Origin of the sequence: Streptomyces sp. NBC_00285, assembly GCF_036174265.1 — a bacterium.
GTDB lineage: Bacteria > Actinomycetota > Actinomycetes > Streptomycetales > Streptomycetaceae > Streptomyces.
Genome location: NZ_CP108055.1, coordinates 4,003,999 through 4,024,674, shown reverse-complemented (window position 1 = coordinate 4,024,674; position 20,676 = coordinate 4,003,999). Strand labels below are relative to the sequence as shown.

Annotated in this window: 19 protein-coding genes; 10 read left to right on the top strand and 9 right to left on the bottom strand. The window is 72.5% G+C overall.

Annotated elements, in window-relative coordinates; translation table 11 throughout:
• Positions 1-65: 65 nt before the first annotated feature.
• The 3 genes from OHT57_RS18605 to OHT57_RS18595 are packed head-to-tail and all read right to left on the bottom strand — an operon-like array spanning position 66 to position 2,667.
• Positions 66-1,442 carry an ABC transporter permease gene (locus tag OHT57_RS18605; protein ID WP_328747556.1) on the bottom strand — a complete coding sequence of 459 codons (1,377 nt, stop codon included), beginning with the start codon at positions 1,440-1,442 and terminating at the stop codon, positions 66-68.
• Positions 1,439-2,137: an ABC transporter ATP-binding protein gene (locus OHT57_RS18600; protein WP_328747555.1), complete on the bottom strand. Its 699-nt coding sequence runs from the start codon at positions 2,135-2,137 to the stop codon at positions 1,439-1,441. The genes OHT57_RS18605 and OHT57_RS18600 overlap by 4 nt, the downstream gene beginning before the upstream one ends.
• The gene (locus OHT57_RS18595) at positions 2,134-2,667 is read right to left on the bottom strand and encodes a PadR family transcriptional regulator (protein ID WP_328747554.1); all 534 of its coding nucleotides are present in this window, start codon (positions 2,665-2,667) and stop codon (positions 2,134-2,136) included. Before OHT57_RS18595 ends, OHT57_RS18600 begins: the two co-directional genes overlap by 4 nt.
• Positions 2,668-2,851: 184 nt before the next feature.
• Here OHT57_RS18595 and OHT57_RS18590 point away from each other — a divergent pair, with 184 nt between their 5' ends.
• The 3 genes from OHT57_RS18590 to OHT57_RS18580 all read left to right on the top strand — a co-directional run bounded on the left by OHT57_RS18590 (position 2,852) and on the right by OHT57_RS18580 (position 5,554).
• Entirely contained in the window at positions 2,852-3,064 is a 213-nt protein-coding gene (locus tag OHT57_RS18590) for a hypothetical protein (protein ID WP_328747553.1), read from the top strand.
• Positions 3,065-5,119 carry a 4-alpha-glucanotransferase gene (gene malQ, locus OHT57_RS18585; RefSeq protein ID WP_328747552.1) on the top strand — a complete coding sequence of 685 codons (2,055 nt, stop codon included), beginning with the start codon at positions 3,065-3,067 and terminating at the stop codon, positions 5,117-5,119.
• A 159-nt stretch (positions 5,120-5,278) separates the two neighbouring features.
• The gene (locus OHT57_RS18580; protein ID WP_328747551.1) at positions 5,279-5,554 is read left to right on the top strand and encodes a hypothetical protein; all 276 of its coding nucleotides are present in this window, start codon (positions 5,279-5,281) and stop codon (positions 5,552-5,554) included.
• Between the two features lie 91 nt (positions 5,555-5,645).
• On the opposite strand, the gene OHT57_RS18575 is transcribed toward OHT57_RS18580, so the two are convergent.
• The gene (locus OHT57_RS18575; RefSeq protein WP_328747550.1) at positions 5,646-6,278 is read right to left on the bottom strand and encodes a TetR/AcrR family transcriptional regulator; all 633 of its coding nucleotides are present in this window, start codon (positions 6,276-6,278) and stop codon (positions 5,646-5,648) included.
• Between the two features lie 127 nt (positions 6,279-6,405).
• On the opposite strand from OHT57_RS18575, the gene OHT57_RS18570 reads away from it, so the two are divergent.
• Entirely contained in the window at positions 6,406-7,845 is a 1,440-nt protein-coding gene (locus OHT57_RS18570) for an FAD-dependent monooxygenase (RefSeq protein WP_328747548.1), read from the top strand.
• Here OHT57_RS18570 and OHT57_RS18565 read toward each other — a convergent pair.
• Positions 7,842-8,351: a MarR family winged helix-turn-helix transcriptional regulator gene (locus OHT57_RS18565; RefSeq protein ID WP_328747547.1), complete on the bottom strand. Its 510-nt coding sequence runs from the start codon at positions 8,349-8,351 to the stop codon at positions 7,842-7,844. The two genes, OHT57_RS18570 and OHT57_RS18565, sit on opposite strands and share 4 nt — an antisense overlap.
• Positions 8,352-8,485: 134 nt before the next feature.
• Between OHT57_RS18565 and OHT57_RS18560 the strand changes: the two genes are divergently transcribed.
• The 3 genes from OHT57_RS18560 to OHT57_RS18550 all read left to right on the top strand — a co-directional run bounded on the left by OHT57_RS18560 (position 8,486) and on the right by OHT57_RS18550 (position 11,734).
• Positions 8,486-9,418, top strand: a complete 933-nt coding sequence (locus tag OHT57_RS18560) for an EamA family transporter (protein ID WP_328747546.1) — start codon at positions 8,486-8,488, stop codon at positions 9,416-9,418.
• A 112-nt stretch (positions 9,419-9,530) separates the two neighbouring features.
• Positions 9,531-10,898 (top strand): sigma-70 family RNA polymerase sigma factor, encoded by a 1,368-nt coding sequence (locus OHT57_RS18555; RefSeq protein ID WP_328747544.1) that lies wholly within the window; start codon positions 9,531-9,533, stop codon positions 10,896-10,898.
• 77 nt (positions 10,899-10,975) lie between these two features.
• On the top strand, positions 10,976-11,734 hold the full coding sequence (locus tag OHT57_RS18550) for an SDR family NAD(P)-dependent oxidoreductase (protein WP_328747543.1): 759 nt from the start codon (positions 10,976-10,978) through the stop codon (positions 11,732-11,734).
• Here the strand turns inward: OHT57_RS18550 and OHT57_RS18545 are convergent.
• The gene (locus tag OHT57_RS18545) at positions 11,703-12,902 is read right to left on the bottom strand and encodes a hypothetical protein (protein WP_328747542.1); all 1,200 of its coding nucleotides are present in this window, start codon (positions 12,900-12,902) and stop codon (positions 11,703-11,705) included. The two genes, OHT57_RS18550 and OHT57_RS18545, sit on opposite strands and share 32 nt — an antisense overlap.
• Entirely contained in the window at positions 12,899-14,035 is a 1,137-nt protein-coding gene (locus OHT57_RS18540) for a HesA/MoeB/ThiF family protein (RefSeq protein WP_328747541.1), read from the bottom strand. Before OHT57_RS18540 ends, OHT57_RS18545 begins: the two co-directional genes overlap by 4 nt.
• Before the next feature lie 316 nt (positions 14,036-14,351).
• Between OHT57_RS18540 and OHT57_RS18535 the strand changes: the two genes are divergently transcribed.
• Positions 14,352-15,602: a M14 family zinc carboxypeptidase gene (locus tag OHT57_RS18535; RefSeq protein WP_328747540.1), complete on the top strand. Its 1,251-nt coding sequence runs from the start codon at positions 14,352-14,354 to the stop codon at positions 15,600-15,602.
• Positions 15,603-15,678: 76 nt separating this feature from the next.
• On the opposite strand, the gene pepN is transcribed toward OHT57_RS18535, so the two are convergent.
• Positions 15,679-18,252 (bottom strand): aminopeptidase N, encoded by a 2,574-nt coding sequence (gene pepN, locus OHT57_RS18530; protein WP_328747539.1) that lies wholly within the window; start codon positions 18,250-18,252, stop codon positions 15,679-15,681.
• A gap of 178 nt (positions 18,253-18,430) precedes the next feature.
• Between pepN and OHT57_RS18525 the strand changes: the two genes are divergently transcribed.
• Positions 18,431-18,901, top strand: coding sequence for a DUF1203 domain-containing protein (locus OHT57_RS18525; RefSeq protein WP_328747538.1), 471 nt, complete (start codon positions 18,431-18,433; stop codon positions 18,899-18,901).
• A gap of 29 nt (positions 18,902-18,930) precedes the next feature.
• On the opposite strand, the gene OHT57_RS18520 is transcribed toward OHT57_RS18525, so the two are convergent.
• Entirely contained in the window at positions 18,931-19,947 is a 1,017-nt protein-coding gene (locus tag OHT57_RS18520) for an aspartate-semialdehyde dehydrogenase (protein ID WP_328747537.1), read from the bottom strand.
• Between the two features lie 207 nt (positions 19,948-20,154).
• Here OHT57_RS18520 and OHT57_RS18515 point away from each other — a divergent pair, with 207 nt between their 5' ends.
• Positions 20,155-20,676, top strand: a complete 522-nt coding sequence (locus OHT57_RS18515) for a sigma-70 family RNA polymerase sigma factor (protein WP_328747536.1) — start codon at positions 20,155-20,157, stop codon at positions 20,674-20,676.

Genomic DNA, 20,676 nt, shown 5'->3' with positions numbered 1-20,676 from the left:
GGCGGCGTGCATCCGGCCCCGGAAGCCCCCCGTACCTCCGGGGCCGGACAGTCATGCGGGCCCGCTCACGCGTAGCGCAGCTCTGCCGGGCGGACCGAGCGGCGCAGCAGGGGCAGCGAGGTCGCGGCGGCCAGCAGACAGGCGGCGTACACCCCAAGGGGGACCAGGAGCGTCGCGTACGGAAACCCCGTCGCCGTGCCCCGCGAGGCCAGCGCGGTGTACCAGACGCTGATCCCCGTGCCGCCGACGCCCGCCAGCAGCACCGCCGGTGCCAGCGGCAGCGCGGTCTCCAGGAGCAGCGCCCTGGCCAGCACCCCGTACGGCACCCCGGCGGCCACCTGCGCGGCCAGACCCCGGCGCCGGGTGGCCAGGGACTCCAGGGTGCCGACGGCCAGACCCGTCAGGACCAGCGCGAGGGCGACGAGGATCGCGCCGGCCGTCAGATCGAGGCCGGTCGTGTAGTAACTCATGTGCGTGCCCAGCGTTCCCTCGCGGCGCATGGTGCGCAGGACGTCGAGCAGGACCTCCCGCACCCCCACGAATCCGGCCCCCACGACCGTGACCAGCAGCACCGAGGCATGCGTACGGGCCGCCGCCCACGGATCGTCCCGCAGGCGCTCCGCCGCGATCAGCATTGCCGGACCCTGGGCGCGGGCGGCCAGGACCTCGCCCAGCCGCCGGGCCGCCGTACCGGCCAGCGACACCGTCGCGGCTCCGACGACCAGGACGACGGCGAACAGCGTCGGCGGACCGAGGGCGACCTCGATCGGCCCGCCGAAGAACGACGACAGGCCCACGAACAGCGCCGCGGCCCCGAGCAGACAGACCACCATGCGCAGGACGCGGCCCGGCCCCCACACCGGCCGTATCCGCCGTACCCAGCCCAGGGGCGAGGACACCACGCGCCGCAGCGACAGTGCGCTCACGGCCGCGCCCAGCAGCGGGACGGCCGCGGCGACCAGGGCGATACCGGCCCAGGCGGCCGCGTCGGGCCGCTCCCACACGCGCAGCATCACCGGCACGAGGACGGCCGTGGCCGCCACCGAACCCGCCAGACAGGCCGGCCCCGACTCCAGCGCCGCGATCCGCCGCACCTGCCACGGTCCGGCCCCCGCGAGCCGCAGCGCGGCCAGCCGCCGGTCCCGGTGGACCGCGCCGATGCGCGCGCACTGGCCGAGGAACCCGAGCACCGGGACGAGCAGCATCAGCAGCACGAGGCCGACGTTGCGCCGGTCGCTCGACGAGTCGAGCAGCCCGGACCCGAAGGACACGGAGTAGTACCCGTCCAGCGAGTTCAACGCGACGGCCGCCAGCCCGATGCCGGTCGCGAGCGCCGCCCCGACCGCCGTGAGCCCGATCCGCCACCACTCCCGCCGATCGGAACCGCGGGTGAGCAGCCAGGCCATCCGGAGATCGGCCCCAGGACGAACGTCGGTCGTCATGCCGTCACCTCCACCGCGACCGCGGCCCCGTCGGACATCCGCACCTCGCGGTCCGCGTACGCCGCCACCTGGGCGTCGTGGGTGATCAGGAGGACCGCCGTGCCGGACTCGCGGGCCGCGTGGACCAGGGCCGTCATGACCTGCTCGCTCGCCAGGGCGTCCAGCGCGCCGGTCGGCTCGTCCGCGAAGACGGCCTTCGGGCCGGTGATCAGGGCCCGGGCCAGCGCGGTCCGCTGGGCCTGTCCGCCGCTCATCTCGCCGGGCCGCAGTCCGGCCTGGCCGCGCACCCCGAACCGCTCCAGCCACTCGCCGGCCCGGGTGTGGGCGTCGGCGCGGGAGGCTCCCGCCAGCAGCAGCGGCAGTGCCACGTTGTCCAGCGCGGTCAGCTCGGGGATGAGCTGCCCGAACTGGAAGACCACGCCGAAATCCGTACGGCGCAGCTCGCTCAGCCGCTTCTCGGGAAGCCGGTCGAGGCGCTCACCGCCGTAGGACACCGAGCCGGCGTCCGGACGGACGATCCCGGCCAGGCAGTGCAGCAGCGTCGACTTCCCGCTGCCGCTGGTGCCGGTGACGGCGAGGATCTCGCCGGCGTCCAGCTCGATCGAGGCGCCGCGCAGGGCTTCGGTCCTCCCGTACGCCTTGACGAGACCGCGCCCCTGAAGAAGGTGCACCGTGTTGTCCCCCTTGTCGGTCATGTCGAGTCGACCTCCGCGGTCAGCGTCGTGAGCCGGTCCGCGGTGGTCGTCATCCAGCGGAGGTCGGCGTCGAGGTGGTTGAGGGCGTAGTCCGCCGAGAGCACGGTCGCGAGGTCGGATCCCCTGGCGGCCTTGACTGCTGTGAGTTCCCGCATCCGTGCCATGTGGGCGGCGCGCTGGGCCCGGAGGTAGGCGTCCGGGTCGCCGCCGGCCAGGATCGAGACGACGACCTTGGCGAAGATCTCGTTCGTCACGAACGGCGCGGGCGGCGCGGTCTGCCCGGCCCACTCGGCCAGTTCACGCGCCCCCTCGTCGGTCGAGCGGTACTTGGTGCGTTCCGGGCCGCCGTCGGAGTCGGTGCCGTCGACCTCCGCGAGACCGTCCCGCACCAGGCGTTGCAGGGTCGTGTAGACCTGCCCGTAGGCCAGCGGTCGGGCCTGCGGGAAACGGTCGTCGTGGCGTCGCTTGAGGTCATAGCCATGGCTGGGCCCCCCGGCGAGCAGCCCCAGCAGAATGTGGCGGGTGCTCATGGCGGCCAGTATGCACCAGGTACATGTACTGAGTGAATAGTGATCAATGAGCGATCGGTGGACGGGAACGGCGGAGGCACGGAACATGACGAAGAGCACGTTCTCCCCTCCGGTACGTCTGCCGCCGCGTCCGCTGGGTAGGGCTGCGGTAACCCCCGTCGTCGTACTCGACAAGGAGGCCCCCGTGGCCGCATCGGCACACCTTCTGCTCTCGGCCCTGTCCAAACCCGAGGCGCCCGCTGAACACTTCTGTGTCTTCAGCGCCGAGGGCGCCTGCACCGAGATACCGCTCACCAGCGAACCACCCCTGCCCGACGCAGAGCCCCTCACCAGCGAACCGCCGCTCGCCGACGCCGCCCACCTGATCAGCGAGTCCGACGCCCACCTGGAGCCCTAGATGGCGGTGCCCCCCGGACCGGAGCTGTCCCGGCTCGCCGAGTCGTACGGCGTCGCCACCTCCTACCAGCCCGCCCCGGACCGTACGGTCGCCGCCTCGGCCACCGCCGTCACGCTGGCCCTGGCCGCACTGGGCGTCGACGCGGCCGACCCGGCCGCCGCGCTCGCGGCCCGCGAACGTGAACTGAGCGAGCGCCTGCTGCCGCCCACGGTGGTGTGCTGGAGCGGCAGCGCGCCCGCGTTCGTCGCCGCCCTGCCGGAGGGCACCCGGCTGCGTATCGAGACGGAACAGGGCGAGACCCGTGCCGCTGCCGACCAACTCCCGCCCGGCGTGCACCGATTGACCGTCACCGCCCCCGACGGCCGCATCGACGACGCCCACCTGATCGTGGCCCCGCCGCGGCTGCCCGCGCCGCCGGGGAGGTCGTACGGACTCCTCGTCCAGCTCTACTCCCTTCTCTCGCACCGCTCCTGGGGCATGGGTGACCTCGGTGACCTCGCCGAACTGACCTCCTGGGCGGGCCGTGCCCTCGGCGCCGGCTTCGTCCAGGTCAACCCGCTGCACGCGGCCGTGCCCGGCGCCCCCACCGACCCCTCCCCCTACCGGCCCTCCTCACGCCGCTTCCCCGACCCGGTGCACCTGCGGATCGAGGACATCCCCGAGTACACCCAGGTCACGGACGCAGGCCGGCTCGGAGCCGTGCGCGAACGGGCCGAGCTGCTGCGTGAATCGGTGCTGCAGAAGGGTGCGTTGATCGACCGGGACGCGGTGTGGGAGCTGAAGCGCGAGGCGCTGGAACTCGTCCGCGAGGTCCCGCTCGGACCCGGCCGCCGTGCCGCCTACGCCGACTATCTCGCCGAGGGCGGCGAGGCGCTGGAGGACCACGCGACCTGGTGCGCGCTGGCGGAGCTGCACGGCTCGGACCCGAGCCGCTGGCCGGCCGGTCTCCGCGACCCCCGTTCCGCCGAAACGGCCCGCGCCCGCGCCGAGTTGCTGGGCCGCGTCGACTTCCACTGCCGCCTCGCCTGGCTCACCGAGAGCCAGCTCACCGCGGCCCAGCGCGCCGCCCGGGAGTCGGGGATGGCGGTGGGCCTCGTCCACGACCTCGCGGTCGGCGTGCACCCCGGGGGCGCGGACGCATGGGCCCAGCAGGCGTACTTCGCGCCCGGCATGTCGGTCGGCGCACCGCCGGACGCCTTCAACGCGCGCGGCCAGGACTGGGGGCTGCCGCCCTGGCGCCCCGACCGGCTGGCGGAGTCGGGGTACGAGCCGTACCGGCAGTTGCTGAGGGCCCTCTTCCGGTACGCCGGCGCACTCCGCATCGACCACGTCATGGGCCTGTTCCGGCTCTGGTGGGTCCCGCAGGGACACCCGCCCACCGAGGGCACCTACGTCCGCTACGACGCCGAGGCCATGCTCGCCGTACTCGTCCTGGAGGCGACGCGGGCCGGGGCGGTGGTGATCGGCGAGGACCTCGGCACGGTCGAACCCGGCGTCCGTGAGGTCCTGCGCGAGCGCGGGGTGCTCGGCACGTCGGTGCTGTGGTTCGAACGGGACTGGGAGGGCGACGGCCGCCCCCTGCCCCCCGAACGCTGGCGCGCGGACTGCCTGGCCACGGCGACCACCCACGACCTGCCGCCCACGGCATCCCGCCTCACCGGGGAACACGTCGAACTCCGGGACAGCCTGGGCCTGTTGACCCGCCCGCTGGACGAGGAGCGCGCGGAGGCGGCGGCGGACGCGGGGGAGTGGCTGGAGCTGCTGGCCCGCCTCGGCCTCCTGCACGGCACGGGCGGCGGCGCCGACCCCTCCTCGGAGGAGGCCCAGATCCAGGCCGTCCACCGGTTCCTGCTGCGCACTCCGGCCCGGATGGTGGGCATCTGGCTCCCGGACACGGTGGGCGACCGCCGGCCGCAGAACCTGCCGGGTACGTGGGACCAGTATCCGAACTGGCGGCTGCCGATCGCCGACGGGGACGGGCGCGTGATGACGCTGGAGGACCTGGCGGCCTCGGCCCGCCTGCACGCGCTGGTGGAGGTACTGCGGGCGCCGTAGGGACGGGGCGCCTCGCTTCGCTCCTACGGCCGGTGGCGCCGGTCGCGTCCGTGCGCCCGCGCCGCACGGCGGTGGAGCCCCGTGCCGCCCCTGCGTCGCCCGCACCTCGTACGGCACCCCGGCCGCGCGTCCCGAACCGACGTTGGATACTTTGGCCCCGTGGACAAGAAGAACGCCCTGCGCGCCGGCGCCCTGGCTGCCGGTACGACGCTGATGATGCTGCTCATGTCGGTCCCCGCCTCGGCGCTGACCCGCGACGACGGCGACGACCCCGGTTCGGGTCTGAGCGTCATCGACACGCTGGGCCTCTTCGTCGTGGCCCCGCTCGTGCTGTTCGGGATCATCGCCGGCCTGGTGATGGTCCTCGACAAGTCCAAGGCTGAGCACCGTGTGCTCGCCCCCAAGAGCAAGCCCAAGGCCACCTCCAAGGCCTGACCTCACGCGACTGGGGCGCCGACCCCGCCACACGTACGCGACTCGGGCGCACGTGGGCGAGGCTGGCGCCTTCGGCATGTCCGGCGTCCGGTCAGGGGCTCGGGGACGTGAGGTATCGCTGGAGCGTCGGTGCCAGCCACGCCACGATCTCCTCGCGGGCCAGCGCCACCGTCGGCGGGAAGCGCAGCACGTACCGGGTCAGCGCCAGCCCCAGCAACTGCGTGGCGGCCAGTGCGGCCCGCGCCGGGGCCTGTTCCGGGTCCGGGCACACCCGCAGGGTGACCGGCATCACCTGTTCCCGGAAGATGCCCTGCATGCGCTCGGCCCCCGCCTGATTGGTCGCGCCGACCCGTAGGAGCGCGGTGAGCACCTCGTTCTCCTCCCACATGTCGAGGAAGTGCGACACGAGCGCCCGGCCGATGTCGTCCCCGGGCGGTGAGCCGGGCTCCGGCAGCCTCAGGTCGACGGAGACGGCCGCCGCGAACAGGCCCTCCTTGTTGACGTAGTAGCGCATCACCATCGAGGGGTCGATGTTCGCGTCCTTGGCGATGGCGCGGATGGTGGCCCGTTCGTAGCCGTCGGCGGCGAAGCGCTCGCGGGCCGCGGTGAGGATCGCGTCGCGGGTGACGTCGGAGCGACGCCGCGGGGGGTCGGCCCGGTCGTCGACTCCGGGAGCCGTGCTGCCGCCCTTGCCGCCGGTGCTGCCGTTCTTGCTGCCGTTCATATCGACAAGCGTATGCCAACGGATGTAGGCCAACAAGTGTTGACGTCGGGCCGGAGTCGCCGTACCTTCGTCAACAAGCGTTGGCAAACAATCGTTGGCCAACAAGCGTTGACAGTAGGAGGTCACCATGAACGCCACCCCCGTGATCGTGGTCGGCTCGGGCCCCACCGGTCTTCTCCTCGCCGGTGACCTGGCGACCGCCGGCGTCCCCGTCACCCTCGTCGAGAAGCGCCCGCATCGGATCAGCAACCTCTCCCGGGCCTTCGTCCTGCATGCCCGCACCCTCGAACAACTCGACGCCCGAGGTCTCGCCGACGACCTGGAGGCGGCCGGCCAACGCCTCGACAAACTGCGCCTGTTCGGCGGCCTCACCGTCGATCTCGCCGGCCTCCCCTCCCGCTTCGCCCACCTCCTGGTCCTCCCGCAGTACGAGGTCGAGAAGGCCCTGGAGCGACGGGCGGTGGCAGCGGGCGTCGACTTCCGGTACGAGACCGAGGTGACGGGGCTGACCCAGGACGAGAACGGCGTGACCCTGGAGGTCAGGGGCCCCGACGGGACCACCGCTCAGATCGGCGCCGGGTACGTCGTGGGCGCCGACGGCATGCGCAGCGTCGTACGGGACGCGATCGGACTGCCCTTCCCCGGCCGCTCGGTCATCCGCTCCGTGGTCCTCGCGGACGTCCGCCTCGCCGAGCAGCCCGAGACCCTGCTCACCGTCGACACGGTGGGCGATGCCTTCGCCTTCATCGCGCCCTTCGGCGACGGCTACCACCGAGTGATCGCCTGGAACCGCGCCCACGACGTTCCCGACAGCGAGCCCCTGGACCTCGACGAGATCAAGGAGGTCACCCGGCTCGCGCTGGGCCGCGACTTCGGGATGCACGAAGCCCGCTGGATGTCCCGCTTCCACAGCGACGAACGCCAGGCCCCCGCCTACCGGGTGGGCCGGGTCTTCCTCGCCGGTGACGCCGCCCACGTCCACACCCCGGCCGGCGGCCAGGGCATGAACACCGGTCTCCAGGACGCCGCGAACCTCAGCTGGAAGCTGGCCCAGGTGGTGGGCGGCCACGCGGCCCCGGAGCTCCTCGACACCTACCAGTCGGAACGCCACCCCGTGGGCAGGTCGGTCCTGCGCAGCAGCGGCGGCATCGTCCGCCTGGCGATGGCCAAGCGCCCCTGGGAACTGGCCCTGCGGGCAGCGCTGACCACCGTCCTGGACCACGTCGCCCCGGCCCGCCGCAGGATGGTCGGCCGGCTCACCGGCATCGGCTACCGGTACGCGGCCCCGCGCGGCGCCCACCCCCTGACCGGCACCCGCGTCCCGGACATGCCCCTCGCCGACGGCGCCCGCCTCTACGAGGCCCTGCGCGGCGGCCGCTTCGTCCTGATCACCCCAGAGGGACACGATGACCAGAGCAGCCGCAAGGACCGCGTCACGGTGGAGCGTTGGGCGAGCGGACGCCGCACGACCGTCCTGGTGCGCCCTGACGGATACGCGGCATGGGCGGCGGACGAGGCGGACACGGCGGCGGTCGAGGCGGCGCTGACCGCCCATGTGGGCCGCTAGTGCCCTGGATCCTGCGTCCCCACCAGCAACACCCGCAACAGGTCGGCCAGTTGGTCGGCCTGTTGGTCGTCGAGGGTGGACAGGGCCCGGGTCTGGGCGGTCAGGCCCGCGCCCACGGCCTCGTCGATGACGGTCAACCCCTTCTCCGTCAGTGTCACTTGGAGGCCGCGGCGGTCGTGGGGGTCGGGGGAGCGGCGCAGGAGGGCGGCGCGTTCCAGTTTGTCGAGGCGGCCCGTCATGCCGCCGGTGGTGAGCATCAGGGTCGACGAGAGCTGGCGGGGGGAGAGGGTGTACGGGGCGCCGGCCCGGCGGAGGGTGGCGAGGACGTCGAACTCGCCGCGTGAGATGCCGTAGGGGGCGTACGCCTTCTCCGTGCGGTCGCCCATGGCGCGGGACAGACGGTGGATCCGGCCGAAGACCTCCATGGCCTTCGTGTCGAGGTCGGGCCGTGCGGCCGCCCACTGGTCGATGATCGCGTCGACGGCGTCCTCACGCTGTGCACTCATATGCCGAGTATCCGTGGCGCACCGGTTGCCTGCAAGAAAGTAGCTTGTGGAAAAGTAGCTTAGGTGTAAGCTACTTACTGCCAAGCTATCGATGAGGGGGAGTCCATGCGACAGCCCGACGAACGGCCCCGGTCATGAACCGCTCCGCGACCGTCCTCCTGACCGCTCTCGCCCCCGTCTCCTGGGGCACCACCTACGCCGTCACCACCGAGTTCCTCCCCGCCGACCGGCCCCTGTTCACCGGGATGATGCGTGCGCTGCCCGCCGGGCTGCTGCTGCTCGCACTCGCCCGGGTGCTGCCGCGGGGGGTGTGGTGGGTCAAGGCGGCGGTGCTCGGGGCGTTGAACATCGGTGCCTTCTTCCCGTTGCTGTTCCTGTCGGCGTACCGGCTGCCGGGCGGGATGGCCGCGGTGGTCGGGTCGGTCGGCCCGCTGATCGTCGTGGGGCTGTCGGCGGTGCTGCTGGGGCAGCGGCCCACGGCCCGGAGCGTGCTCACCGGTGTCGTGGCCGCGTTCGGCGTCAGCCTGGTCGTGCTCCAGGCGGCCGGGGCCCTCGACGTCGTCGGTGTGGTGGCGGCGTTCGTCTCCGCCGCCTCGATGTCCACCGGGACCGTGCTGACCAAGCGCTGGGGCCGCCCCGACGGCGTGGGCCCGCTCGCGCTCACGGCGTGGCAGCTCACCGCCGGCGGCCTGCTCATCGCACCGCTCGCCCTCCTCGTCGAGGGCGCCCCGCCCGCGCTCGACGGCCGTGCGGTCGGCGGCTACCTCTACCTCGCGCTGGCGAACACGGCGGTCGCGTACTGGCTCTGGTTCCGCGGCATCGGCCGCCTCACCGCCACCCAGGTCACCTTCCTCGGCCCGCTGTCCCCGCTGACCGCCGCGGTCGTCGGCTGGGCGGCGCTCGGACAGTCACTGACTCCGATGCAGCTGACGGGCATGGCGGTGGCCTTCGGGGCGACGGTCGCGGGGCAGCTGGGGGTACGGCCGCCCGCCCGGGAGCCGATCGCCGCTCCTGGAGGCAACCGTCGAAAGGATTCTCCGAGCCTTTCGGGCGGGCGGGCGCTGTGACGCCAGGTACGGAGCGCCGGTGTACCCCGGCAGGATGCCGGAGGTACTGCGAGCCGCGCGGGGCCGTTGTAACGTCACTCCGACCCGCGTTACGCAACTCCCGGAGGTGCCCGTGGCCGCAGACCCCTGTCCGGTGTGCGGGAAGCCGCTCGCCGACCGGGCCGGACGCACGGGCCGCAGCTCCCTCTACTGCTCCGCCGCCTGCCGCCAGAGGGCCTACCGGGAACGGCAGGGCGGGGCCGAGGGTTTCGGTGTGCAGGAGTTGATCGACGGTATCGGGCGGCAGGCGGGGCTGCTGGTCCCGCAGCCGCCCCAGGCCCTGTACGCGCACGTCAGCCAACTCGCCGCCGACGTCGCACGGTTGAGGCGGGTGGCCCGTACGGCACGGGACACGGCCCTGGACACCCCGCCCCCGGCGGATTCCGTCACACCCGCCCCCGTTACGCAACTCACCGAGACCGACTTCGGCGCCCTCACCGAGCGGTACCGCCGTGAGATCCACGTGCACTGCTACCGCATGACCGGGTCCTACGACGAGGCCGAGGACCTGGTGCAGGAGACGTTCCTGCGGGCCTGGCGGGCGCGGGGCGGGTTCCAGGGGCGGGCGAGTGCGCGGACCTGGCTGTACCGGATCGCCACCAACGCCTGCCTGGACCTTCTGCGGCGCACCGCGCGCCGCCCGCAACGCTACGAGCCGGTACCGGGGATGAACCACGGGGACGGGGAACCGCCCGCCCGTATCACCTGGTTGCAGCCCTATCCCGACGACGAGCTGCCCGTGGACGAGATGCCTGTCGACGACGAGTCGCCGGAGTCCGCCGCCGTGTCCCGCGAGACCCTGGAACTGGTCCTGCTCGCCGCGATCCAGCATCTGCCGCCGCGCCAGCGGGCCGCGCTGGTGCTGCGGGACGCGCTCGGGCTGACCGCCGCCGAGACCGCCGAGGCGCTGGACACCAGCGTGGCCTCGGTCAACAGCGCGCTGCAACGGGCCCGGCCCACGCTGCGCGAGCACCTGCCCAGACAGCGTGCCGACTGGCGGACCACCGTGCCCACCGACGGCCAACGAGCCGTGCTCGACCGGTACATGGCCGCCGTCGGACGCCTCGACTTCGACGCGATGGCCGCGCTGCTCACCGAGGACGTCACACTCACCATGCCGCCGAACCCGTTCTGGTTCGTCGGCCGGGACGCGATCATCGACTTCGTGCGGGTCAGCCTCGATCCCGGCTCCCCGATGTTCCTCGGCCACTGGCGCAGCCTGCCCACCCGCGCCAACGGGCAGCTCGCGGCGGCGAACTACGTCCGCCGGCCCGGGACCGGCATCTACCGTGCCCAGGTCCTGGACGTCCTCCGCTTCGACGACCGCGACGGCCACAGCCACCGCGACGGCCACAGCGACAGCGGTGGCGAGCGGATCGCGGAGATCACCTCCTTCGAACCGCACCTCTTCCCCGCGTTCGGGCTGCCGCTGCGCCTGTGACGCCGGGACCGATGAGCATCCGGGGTGCCGTGCGTCTGTATGGATGTCATCCACGAACCACTTCCAAGGAGTTCACCATGCTGCTCACCGACAAGACCGCGATCGTCTACGGCGCCGGCGGGTCCATCGGCGGGGCCGTCGCCCGGGCCTTCGCCGAGCAGGGCGCGCGGGTGCACCTCGTCGGCCGGACCCGGGAGACCCTGGAGGCCGTGGCCGCCGACCTCAAGGACGCCGAGATCGCCGTCGTGGACGCCCTCGACGAGGCGGCCGTGGAGGCGCACGCCGACGCGGTCGGGGACATCGACATCTCCGTCAACCTGGTCACGCGCGGTGACGTGCAGGGCATGCCGCTGACCGACATGTCCGTGGAGGACTTCATGCGGCCGGTCGTCGCCGGCACCCGCGCCAACTTCCTCACCGCCCGCGCGGCGGGACGCCGTATGGCCGCACGCGGTTCGGGTGTGATCATCACCCTCAACAGCGGTTCCGCGCACGGCAGTCCGATGATGGGCGGCACCGGGTCGGCGGACGGGGCGCTCGACACGCTCGTGCGCAACCTGGCGATCGAGCTGGGGCCGCGGGGGGTGCGGGCGGTGGGGATCTGGGCGGCCGGCGTGCCCGAGACGTTCACCGTCGAGAAGCTCGCCGCGGTCAACCCGGCCATCGACGAGGCCGCCGTCCAGGGCATCGTCGCCAACCTGGCCGGGATGCGCATGACCCGCCGCAACCCGACCCTCGCCGAGATCGCCGCCACCGCCGTGTTCCTCGCCTCCGACCACGCGGGCGGCATCACCGGCACCTTCGTCAACGCGACGGGCGGGATGGTCGTCCGCTGAGGCCGCGCCCGGCCCTGTGGCCCCGCCACCACGTGCGCAGCCACAGGGCGTGCAGGCCGCCGAGCGTGACGACGACGGCGATCCCGTCCAGGCGGTCGGAGGGCGGGTGGCCGGGGCCCAGCCTGCCCACCGCGCGGGCGAGGAGCGTGACGTCCGCGGGCAGGGTGAGGGCCGCGAAGAACGCGAGGCACAGCGTGGTGCCGACGACCAGCACCACGCTGTACACGCGCACGGCACGCCGTTCGTGCGGGGGCAGGGCGAGGCTCGGGTCCGGTGCGGTCGTACGACCGCCTCGGCGGCCCGGCAGCCGCCGGAGCCGGTACCGGGTGAACGCCACTCCGTCGCCGAACAGGTCACGGCAGCGTGTGAGGTCCTGCAGCACGAAGTACAGGTCCGTGCGCATGAAGACCATGAGCTGGAAAGGCAAGGGGAGCAGGGCGAGCAGGACCACGGCGGCGAGGACGCGGCGGGGCGTGCCGGTCGTGGCGTCCGCCGCGAGCGCGGCCAGGGACGCGGCCGTGAGGTTGGTCGCGACCCCCGCGAGGTAGGCGGTCAACCGGTGTCGGCGAGGGGCGAGTTCGATGCCGCTGATGTCGGTCTGCATCACCAGGAACTGCAGCCGCGTGCCCAGCCGTATCCGCCCCGCCACCCCGGTCGCACGGGCGGTCAGCAGGTGGGCGCACTCGTGGAGCAGCAGCAGGGTCCAGCCGACGCCCGCACCGAGGGCGATGACCGCGCTGCCGTGCGAACTCCACAGCAGGGTCTGGTAGTCGAGCGGCACCGGCGGGCGGGTGAGCAGGGTGAGCGCGATCAGGAGGACGACCGCCACGGGAAGGGCGGGACTGAGCAGCCACCGCACATGACGCGGCCGTATCCGCGCGAACGTCGGTGTCGGCGGCGGCTCCTGGTCGATCGCGCGGCCGTCGACCTCCGCGACGAACCCGAGTCCCAGCAGGGCCTCCACGAAGTCCGGTACGTCGATGTCGTCGCCGGTCCCGGTGCGGAGCCGTTCGCCGACCTCGGCCGGGGTCAGGCCCTGGCCGAGCAGGTCCAGGGCCTGCTTGCCCACCTCGGGCACGGCGACGAAACGGCCGGTCGCAAGGCGCCCCACGATCCACTCGTCGCCGTCGGGGCGGGAGTCCAGCGCGTGCAGCCGTACCCGGTTCACGCGCCCTCCCCGCAGGCCGGGCAGTCCGGCCGGCGCGGGGTCCGCTGGTGGACGGGGTCGCCGGGGAGCATGAGGTTCACGCCGAACCGGAAACCCGGCTCCATCGCGGGGACCCCGGTCAGCAGGGCGAGGGCCGCGTGGGCGAGCAGCGCGCCGGAGAGCCCGGCGGTCACGGCACTCGCCGGGTTCCACGGCATCCGCGGCGAGGCCACCTCCGGATCCTGGTCCGGTCCGAGCCGCAGATCCCGCCGGGCGATCTCACCGTCCCGCAGACACTCCCAGCAGGCGCCCCGCCCGGGCAGGTACACACCGGCGGTCACGAGAGGCCCTCGGTATCCGGCGTCGACCCACGGCAACCCGGCTGCCAGACATGCCCGGTTGGCCCAGCGCCGGACGGCGTCGGGGCGGTCGGCGGCGAGGACGAGAAGGTCGTAGGAGGAGCCGGACAGCAGCTCGGTCAGGTCGTCCGGACCTCGCACCTCCCTCCGCTCCCCGGTCACCGTCACGTCCGAGTTCAGCGCCCGCAGGGTCGCCACCGCGGCCGCCACCTTCGGACGGCCGATGTCGGGCTCGCGGTAGAGGGGCTGGCGGTTGAGGTTGGAGAGCTCCACGACGTCCGGGTCGACACAGTGCAGATGGCCCACCCCGGACGCGACCAGGGCCTGGGCCGCGTACCCGCCGGTGCCGCCGACACCGATCAGCAGGACGCGGGCCTCGCGGAGGCGGAGCTGGGTCTCCCAGGGGCCGGTGCGGGGAGTGAGGTCCATCCAGCGGAGCAGCGGGACACCGCGGCTGTAACGGTCCTCCTCGCGGGGCGGCACCGGCACGGGCGCCCGGGCGTCGTCCACGAAACCGGCGGCGAGCAGGTCGGCCATCGCCTGGCGGGCGTCCTCGCCGGGCAGACCGGGGTGGGCGCGCAGCACCTCGTCGACCACCTCCGACGGCCCCCGCGTCCCGTCCATCGCCTCGGTCAGGGTCCACACCCAGCCCTGCGGATCCGCGATCTCCGCGCCGATGCCGTGGACGACGCTGCCGGTACGGACGTTGCCGTCGGCCGTGCGGTAGGCGCGGTGCTCGGGCTTGATCCGGGGCCGCCGGAACGCCCCGACCGTCACCGCAGCCGCCTCCGCCATCAGGGCCCCCTGCCCGTCACATGTGCACCTCCTTGACACTCTGACTCCTCCGGCACAGCCTTGACAAGAGCGGTCAGCGATCGCTTCGGAAAGGTCAAATCCTCTACAAAGGTGAGGAGTTGAGGTGCCGACAAAGATCGTGATCCGCCCGCTGGACAAGAAGGAGACCACCGGCGAGAGCGGTGGCAACGGCGGCAGCTGAGAGGAGTTCACATGCCCACCAAGATCGTGATTCGCCCGCTGGACAAGAAGGAGACCACTGGGGACAGTAATTCCCAGGGTGCCTGATCTGATCACCAGCGTTCGGAGGACCGGCGTGCGGACTTCGCTCTATCCGGCAGTGGACGAACTGGAGCGAAGGGCCCGTGCGCTGGTCCGCGCCGCCCCCGGCCGGCTGCGGCTGGAGCAGGCGGGGCGGAGCAGGGCCGGCCGCCCGCTGTGGCTGCTGTCCGCCGGACGCGGTGAGCGGCACATCCTCTCCGTCGCCGGCGCGCACGCCAACGAACCCGTGGGCGGGGCCTCGGCGTTGCGGCTCGCCGCCCTGTTCGCGCGTAGGCCCGGGATGCTCGAATCCCTCGACTGCACCTGGCACTTCCTGCTCTGCCTCGACCCCGACGGAGCACAACTCGCGCACGGCTGGCAGCCCGAGGAGCCCGAACCGTCCCTGACGGAGTGTCACCGAGGTTTCTACCGGCCCGCGTTCGCCCTCCAGCCGGAGTCGCTGCCGATGCCTCCGGGAACGCCGCTCCCCGAGTCGGCCGCCCTGATCCGGCTTCTCGACGAGCTGCGGCCCGTCGCCCAGTTCACCCTGCACGGCATCGAGTTCGGCGGTGCCTTCGTGATGATGACGCGGGAGGTGACGGGTGCCGCGGACGCGTTCCGCAGGACGGCGGCGCGACTGCGCGTGCCGGTCGACCGGCACCCCGTGGACGGTCCCGACTGGCGCCTCGACCCGCCCGGCGTCCTGGTCCTGCCCGACGGCCACCGCGCGGGCGAACGCGACCCCAGCGGGTACGTCGCCGAGAGCACCTGGCTCCACCCGCGCCGGCACGGCACGCTGACCACCCTGATCGAGACCCCCGCCTGGTCCGTGCCCTCGGTGAGCGACGCACGACCCGTGGCCGACCCGGACCGCGAGGCGGCACGGCTGGGCGAGGTGCTGCTGGGCCGCGGCCAGGAGCTCGCGGACGTCCTCGGGACACGGCTCGACGCGGACGTACCGGAGGAACTCGCGCCGCTGCGGGACGCCGCGCGCGAACTCCTCGACGTGGCGCCGCTGATCGTCCAGAGCTGGGCGGCGGAGGGACCGGGCCGGTTCCAGGGGCACTTCGCGACCCGGGGCATCTCCGCGCGCCGCATCCCGCTCAGGGTGGCGGCGATGGCAGGCCGCGCCCTGGCCCGCACCGACCCCCGGGCCGCCGAGATCCTCGACGACCTGGTGCGTGAGTGGAGCCAGGAGTTGGAGAAGACCTACGACCTCAGATGGGTACCGGTGGCCACGCAGACCGGGCTGCACGTGCGGACGATGCTGAACACGGCTCGGCTGGTGTGCGCGGCGGATGGGTGAGCGGATGGGTGAGCGGGTGGGTGGACGACCGGCTCAGCCACCCGGCCACCCACCGCACCCACCCGCCGAACGGCTGCTACCCGGCCTGCGCGTCCGCCGCCTGCGCCTTGAGCGCCCGCTCCACGCCCGCGCGGGACTCGGAGACGAGGCGGCGCAGGGCCGCGTTGGGCTCGGCGGCCGTCAGCCAGGCGTCCGTCCTGTCCAGGGTCTCCTGGGAGACCTGGAGCGACGGGTAGAGGCCGACCACGATCTGCTGCGCGATCTCGTGCGAGCGGGACTCCCAGACGCCCTTGAGCGCCTCGAAGTACCGTGCCGTGTACGGCGCGAGCAGCTCCCGCTGGTCGGTCTGCACGAAGCCGCCGATGACGGCCTCCTGGACGGCGTTGGGCAGCTTGTCGGACTCGACGACCTGCGCCCAGGCCTCCGCCTTCGCCTCCTCGCTCGGCCGGGACGCACGGGCGGTCGCCGCGTGGCGCTCTCCGGCCGCCGTCCTGTCCCGCTCGTACTCGGCGGCGATCTCCGACTCGTCGAAGCGGCCCACGGAGGCAAGCCGCTGGAGGAACGCCCAGCGCAGCTCCGTGTCGACGGCCAGGCCCTCGATGACCTGGGACCCGTCGAGCAGCCCCTCCAGCAGGTCCAGCTGCTCCGGCGTCCGGGCCGTCGCCGCGAACGCGCGCGCCCACGCCAGCTGGTGGTCGCCGCCCGCCGCCGAGGACCGCAGATGGGCCAGCGTGGCGTCGGTCCAGCGGGTCAGCAGGGCCTCACGGGCGGTGGGGGCGGCGTACAGCTCGATCGCCAGCTTCACCTGCCGGTGCAGCGACTGCACGACACCGATGTCGGACTCCTTGCCGATACCGGAGAGCACGAGGGACAGGTAGTCGCGGGTCGCGAGCTCCGCGTCCCTCGTCATGTCCCACGCCGACGCCCAGCACAGGGCGCGCGGCAGCGACGACTCGAAGTCGCCGAGGTGCTCGGTCACGAAGGCCAGCGACTGGTCGTCGAGACGGACCTTGGCGTACGACAGGTCGTCGTCGTTGAGGAGCACGACCGCCGGACGGCGCTTGCCGACCAGCTGCGGTACGGCCGTCAGCTCGCCGTCGACGTCCAGCTCGACACGCTCGTCACGGACCAGCTTGCCGCTGTCGTCGTCGAGTTCGTACAGGCCGACCGCGATCCGGTGGGGGCGCAGGGTGGGCTCGCCCTTGGCGCCGGCCGGCAGCGCGGGGGCCTCCTGACGGATGGCGAAGGAGGTGATGACACCGTTCGCGTCCGTCTCGATCTCCGGGCGCAGGATGTTGATGCCGGCCGTCTGGAGCCACTTCTGCGACCAGGTCCCCAGGTCACGCCCGGAGGTCTCCTCCAGCGCGCTCAGCAGGTCGGACAGGCGGGTGTTGCCGTACGCGTGGCGCTTGAAGTACGCCTGCACCCCGCCGAAGAACTCGTCCATGCCGACGTAGGCGACGAGCTGCTTGAGCACGCTGGCGCCCTTGGCGTACGTGATGCCGTCGAAGTTGACGAGCACGTCGTCGAGGTCGCCGATCTCGGCCATGATCGGGTGCGTGGACGGCAGCTGGTCCTGGCGGTACGCCCACGTCTTCATGGAGTTGGCGAAGCTGGTCCAGGAGTGCGGCCACCGGCTGTCCGGGGCGTACGCCTGGCAGGCGATGGAGGTGTAGGTGGCGAACGACTCGTTCAGCCACAGGTCGTTCCACCACTCCATGGTCACGAGGTCGCCGAACCACATGTGGGCCAGCTCGTGCAGGATGGTCTCGGCGCGCGTCTCGTACGCGGCGTCGGTCACCTTGGAGCGGAAGACGTACTGGTCGCGGATGGTGACCGCGCCGGCGTTCTCCATGGCGCCCGCGTTGAACTCCGGGACGAACAGCTGGTCGTACTTCTTGAACGGGTACTGGTAGTCGAACTTCTCCTGGAACCAGTCGAAGCCCTGCCGGGTCACCTCGAAGATGGCGTCCGAGTCGAGGTGTTCGGCGAGCGAGGGCCGACAGTAGATGCCGAGCGGGACGGACTGGCCGTCCTTCTCGTACACGCTGTGCACCGAGTGGTACGGGCCGACGATCAGCGCGGTGATGTACGTCGAGATCCGCGGCGTCGGCTCGAACGTCCAGACGTCGTCCTTGGGCTCCGGCGTCGGGGAGTTGGAGATGACGGTCCAGCCGGTCGGCGCCTTCACGGTGAACTGGAAGGTGGCCTTCAGGTCGGGCTGCTCGAACGACGCGAAGACGCGGCGGGCGTCCGGCACCTCGAACTGGGTGTACAGGTAGGCCTGCTGGTCGACCGGGTCGACGAAGCGGTGCAGGCCCTCACCGGTGTTGGTGTACGCGGCGTCGGCGACGACCCGCAGGATGTTGCGGCCCTCCAGCAGGCCGGGCAGGGCGATCCGGGAGTCCTCGAAGACCGCGCCGGGCTCCAGGGCGTCCCCGTTCAGCGTCACCTCGTGGACCGTGGGGGCCACCAGGTCGATGAAGGACTCGGCACCGTTCTCGGCGACGTCGAAGCGCACCGTGGTCACGGACCGGTAGGTACCGCCCTCCTGCGCGCCGGAGAGGTCGAGATCGATCTCGTAGGAATCGACGCTGAGCAGCTTTGCCCGCTGCTGAGCCTCTTCGCGAGTCAGGTTGGTGCCAGGCACGCGGTCATCTCCTCGTATGTCTAGGTTCGGCGGTTCGGCCATCCTTCCACGAACTGTCTCCGACGGTTCGAGGGAATACCCTGCGCTTTCGCCGGGTCGGGATGACGCCGATCACGGTGCGGACGCCATGTCCGTATCCCGCCGGTCGATCGGCCCCGGGCGCGACACTCTGGGGGTCATGACGACCTATGAGGCGCTGCCCATCGAACCCACCGCCCTCGAAGAGCTCCGCACCGCCGACGACGCCGGCCGCCCCCCGGTCCCGTTCACGGACGAGGAGGGCGGGGCGCCCCTGAGGTGCTGTCTGCGCCGCAGCGAGGCCGGCGAGCGGATCACCCTCCTCTCCTACGCCCCCCTGCGCCGCTGGGCGGCCGGGACCGGCGCGAACCCGGGCGCGTACGACGAACAGGGCCCCGTCTTCATCCACGTCGACGAGTGCGCGGGACCGGACCCCGAGGGCCACCCCTTCGCCGACGCGCATCGCACCATCCGCCGCTACTCCGGCGACGGGCACATCCTGGGCGGACAACTGGTCGGCACCGTCGGCGAGACGGCCCTGCGAAACGCGTTCGACGACCCGTCCGTGGCGCTCGTCCACGTCCGGGCCGTCGAGTACGGCTGCTTCCTCTACGAGGTGCGCAGGCCCTGAGGGCCGGTCCTGAGGGCCGGTCCTGAGGGTCAGTCCTTGAGCTCCGCCGCCACCAGCTCCGCGATCTGCACCGCGTTCAGCGCGGCGCCCTTGCGGAGGTTGTCGTTGGAGATGAAGAGGGCCAGGCCGTGGTCGACGGTCTCGTCGCGGCGGATGCGGCCGACGAAGGAGGCGTCCTTGCCGGCGGCCTCAAGGGGGGTCGGGATGTCCGAGAGGGTCACGCCGGGGGCGCCCGCCAGCACCTCCGTCGCGCGCTCCGGGGTGATCGGGCGGGCGAAGCGGACGTTGACCTGGAGGGAGTGGCCGGAGAAGACCGGGACGCGCACGCAGGTGCCGGAGACCTTCAGCTCGGGGAGCTCGAGGATCTTGCGGGACTCGTTGCGGAGCTTCTGCTCCTCGTCGGTCTCGTTCAGGCCGTCCTCGACGAGGTTGCCGGCGAAGGGCAGGACGTTGAAGGCGATGGGGCGCTTGTAGACCTGCGGCTCGGGGAAGTCGACCGCCCCGCCGTCGTGGGTGAGCTTGTCCGCGTCGGCGGCGACCTTCTGCACCTGCCCGTGCAGCTCGGCCACGCCCGCGACACCCGAGCCCGACACCGCCTGGTAGGTGGTGGCGATCAGCGTCTTGAGGCCCGCCTCCGTGTCCAGCACCTTCAGGACCGGCATCGCGGCCATGGTGGTGCAGTTCGGGTTGGCGATGATGCCCTTGGGGCGGTCCGCGATGGCGTGCGGGTTCACCTCGGAGACGACCAGGGGGACCTCGGGGTCCTTGCGCCAGGCCGAGGAGTTGTCGATCACCACGGCGCCCTGCGAGGCGACCTTTTCGGCCAGGGCCTTGGAGGTCGAGCCGCCCGCGGAGAACAGCACGATGTCCAGGCCGGTGTAGTCGGCCGTCGCCGCGTCCTCCACCGTCACGCCGTCCAGGATCGATCCCGCGGAGCGGGCGGAGGCGAACAGGCGCAGCTCGGTGACGGGGAAGTCGCGCTCCTTGAGGATCCCGCGCATGACCGTGCCGACCTGACCGGTGGCTCCGACGATTCCGACCCTCACGGTGACTCCCTCATGTGTTCCTGTACATCTGCGGCGTTTCCATCATGCGGCCGACCTGGGTCCGCCTGTCCAGTTCTTTGCGCTCCATGCCCGAGGAATGGACTGCTGGACGGTGTGACGTACGCCTCTGAGCGATTTTCCGGGGATCCGCCGAACGTTTCCGCGCGCTGCGGCGTCGTAGAGGAAACGCGGTGAGGGGGGTGGCTTGTGCTGCGCAGAAGGGCACGCCGGGTCCAGGAGGACGATGATCCTCTGGACGTGGCGCAGGAACGCCGGGTGCGAGCGGTGCTCGCCCTCGGCGGGGTGCCGCAGACGGACCTGCCGGACGGGGTGCAGCAGGTCCGCCTGCGGTTGCTGGAGCGGGCGGCGAAGGGGTACGAGGCGCCGCGGGACGTGTCCGCGTGGGCCGCCGTCGTCGCCTCCAACCTCGCCATGGACTGGCACCGTGCCAAGAAGCGCCAGGACCGGCTGGGGGAGCGGCTGGCCTCGCTGCGCCAGCACGAGCACCCCTCGGGGGAGGACACCAGCGTGCTCTCCCTCGCCGTCGCCCAGGGCCTGGACGAGCTGCCCGACCAGCAGCGCCAGGTTCTCGTGCTGCGGTTCTTCGCCGACCTGCCGGTGCGCTCGATCGCCCAGGAGCTGGGCGTACCGGAGGGCACGGTCAAGAGCCGGCTGCACACGGCGGTACGGGCCATGCGCGCCCGACTGCACGAGGACGAGGTGGTGTGA